The organism is Cutibacterium nasicola (assembly GCF_051303185.1).
Lineage (GTDB): Bacteria > Actinomycetota > Actinomycetes > Propionibacteriales > Propionibacteriaceae > Cutibacterium.
The window spans coordinates 1-2594 of sequence record NZ_JBPPGE010000013.1; the positions used below are offsets into that span (position 1 = coordinate 1).

A 2594-nucleotide genomic window follows, 5' to 3' on the forward strand; every position below is an offset into this window, starting at 1 on the left:
CTGGGAGCGCTCGATCGTCGAGGTCCAGAAGGTCATCCAGATCGCCCGTGACCTCGACACGTGGTTCGACGCCGAGGAGCCCCCGGTCGTCATCTGCACCATGGGCGGGTTCACCAAGGACGCCTTCGTGGCCCCCGAGGAGCGCCCGGCCATGTACGCCCGGATCGCCCAGGCCCTCGAGCGCATCGACGAGGACGGGGTCCGTCTGACCTCGCAGACCCTGCCGCCCTACCCGTGGCTCATGGGTGGCCAGCAGCACCACAACCTCTTCATGGGCCTCAACGACACCGTCGACTTCTGCAACCAGTACGGACGTCGTCTCACCCTCGACCTGTCCCACTCCAAGTTGGCCGCCAACTTCAACAAGATCCCGTTCAGCGAGTACATCGCCAAACTGGCACCGCTCAGCGACCACCTGCACATCGTCGACGCCGAAGGTGTCGACGGGGAGGGCCCGCAGATCGGTGAGGGCGAGATCGACTGGCCGATGACCGCCAAACAGCTCGACGAGCTGGCTCCAGGAGTCACATTCATCCCGGAGATCTGGCAGGGCCACGTCAACAATGGCGAGGGATTCTGGACGGCTCTCGAAAGGCTCGAACAATGGTTCTGAATACACCGCAAGTCTGGTGCGTCTTCCCCACCACTACGCCAACGGGATGGGCACCAGTCACCGAATTAGGACATCTCGTCGCCCAACTGTGGGAAACCGATCTGACGATCGTTTCCAGCGAGTCGGCAACGCCAATGTGGCGGCAGGCCTTGGCCATGTCACCACGACACCGAGGCAAGGATCCTCTCCTTGTCATCTGCGCCAACCCCGGAGACCTACTCTCTCTGGCTCGCTCAAAGGTTCTCGCCGGCCGATATGGAACGATTCATGGGTGGATCATTGACTCCTTTTGGGACCACCTACTACCCCGCTTCGCCCGCCAAGGACATATCCTCGACCACCTGTGGATCACAGATGGGGAACTGATTGACGACTACCAGACGAGAGTCAACATTCCGGTGTCCTGGGCGCCGTGGGGGACCGATGCACTGCGTTGGTCCAAGATCAAACCAAGGGATCGCGACATTGACGTGCTCCGTCTCGGGCGTCAGCCCAACGCCTGGAAGGACGACGACATTTCACGGGACGTCCTGAAAGCGGCAGGCCTGTCCTTTCAGGGGACGTTCCCCGGACAGCCGGACAGCGCGTCGAATGAAGCAGCCGTTACTTCCCATCTACTGCGATCAAAGATCGTCCTCGCATCTGGAAACATGTCCAGCCCAGCGAATTATACCCACCCGACTCGCGAATACATCTCGGCGCGATTCACCGACGCCGCTGCATGCGGCACCCTCGTGGCAGGAACCCCCCCGCATTGTCAAGCCGCTGAATTACTTCCTGAGGAAGGCCTCATCCGCATGCCGGTATCCTCGCGGGAGGAAGGCATCACCTTCCTCACCGACGCCGCTACGTCGTGGACTCCCACGCTGTCGCGTCGCCTGCAAGCCCATGCCCTGACACACCTGGACTGGCGCCACCGGATCGCTGACATTTCCACGTCCATGGGAGTCTCGACACCGACCCTTGAACGGGCGATGGCCGAACTCGACACGCAAATCACAACGATCCAGGGGGTGAGGCCCGTCCATGAATGACACGACAGCCTTGTGGGTCTGTCCGGTAAGCAATCTTGCCGGCGTAGCTCGCCATGTCCTTGACGTCGCCTCGGTTGGGATTCCCGGATGGCGCATGGTCATCACGTGCCCCGCTGGACCGTTGGCCAACCGGCTGCGCGACATGAACGTCGAGGTCGTTGATCTTCCCACTGAAAACAGCACCACAACTGCCGTGACCACCCTGCGCTCCACGATCTCGCGGCTCAAACCTGCAATCGTGCATTCCCACCTGGCCAAGGCCGATTTCCTGTCGGCAATGGCTTCGGTGGGCACCGGAGTCAAGCTGGTCTCGACCGAGCACACCATCCCGACGGACCGGTTCATGTATCACCCGAACCGGGCTTCGGCAGTCTTCATGGAGACAGCCCACCGTGTCCGGCTGCACCGATTCGCCCATGTCATCGCCGTGTCTCAGGCGACAGAACGGGAAATACGTCACCAGTGGCATGCGAAGGGGCCGATCACGGTCATGCTCAACGGCATCGACCGTCCCACCACCCCGCCGTCCCGCGAGCCTGGTCTGCGGTTGCTGTCCCTCGCGCGACTGTCGAAGGAGAAGAACATCTCCGCGACGATTCGTGCCTTCGAGCACATCACCCGTGAGCATCCGGAGGCGACCCTGACGGTGGCCGGGACCGGGAGTGAGGAAGCCTCTCTCAAGACCCTGACGCGCCGCTTGGGCCTCGAGGACAAGGCGAGCTTCCCCGGCTTCGTCCGTCCCGGCGAGGCGATGACCAACCATGACGTCATCGTTCAACCCTCAAAGTCGGACAACTGCTCCTACACCCTCCTCGACGCCCTCGCGCAGGGAATGGGCGTGGCCGCGAGCCCGGTCGGCGGCAACCCAGAGATCCTTCCTGCCCGGTGCATCGCCGAGGCCGATGACGTCGAAGCGCTGGCGGAAGTGGCCATCCGGCAGGGACTCC

At 62.6% G+C, this 2594-nt stretch carries 3 protein-coding genes; all 3 read left to right on the forward strand.

The features are described from left to right. On the forward strand, positions 1-613 hold a 613-nt coding region (locus tag ACSJJT_RS12180; protein WP_435918527.1), incomplete at its 5' end, for a sugar phosphate isomerase/epimerase family protein. Positions 614-768: 155 nt separating this feature from the next. Then, on the forward strand, positions 769-1647 hold the full coding sequence (locus tag ACSJJT_RS12185; protein ID WP_435918528.1) for a glycosyltransferase: 879 nt from the start codon (positions 769-771) through the stop codon (positions 1645-1647). Continuing rightward, positions 1640-2594 (forward strand): glycosyltransferase family 4 protein (locus ACSJJT_RS12190; protein WP_435918529.1); only part of this gene is annotated, 955 nt, incomplete at its 3' end. The genes ACSJJT_RS12185 and ACSJJT_RS12190, both read left to right, overlap by 8 nt.

Excerpts from the sequence above, each read along its gene's own strand:
- ACSJJT_RS12185 (WP_435918528.1), top strand. The coding sequence starts at position 769 with ATGTCACCACGACACCGAGGCAAGGATCCTCTCCTTGTCATCTGCGCC.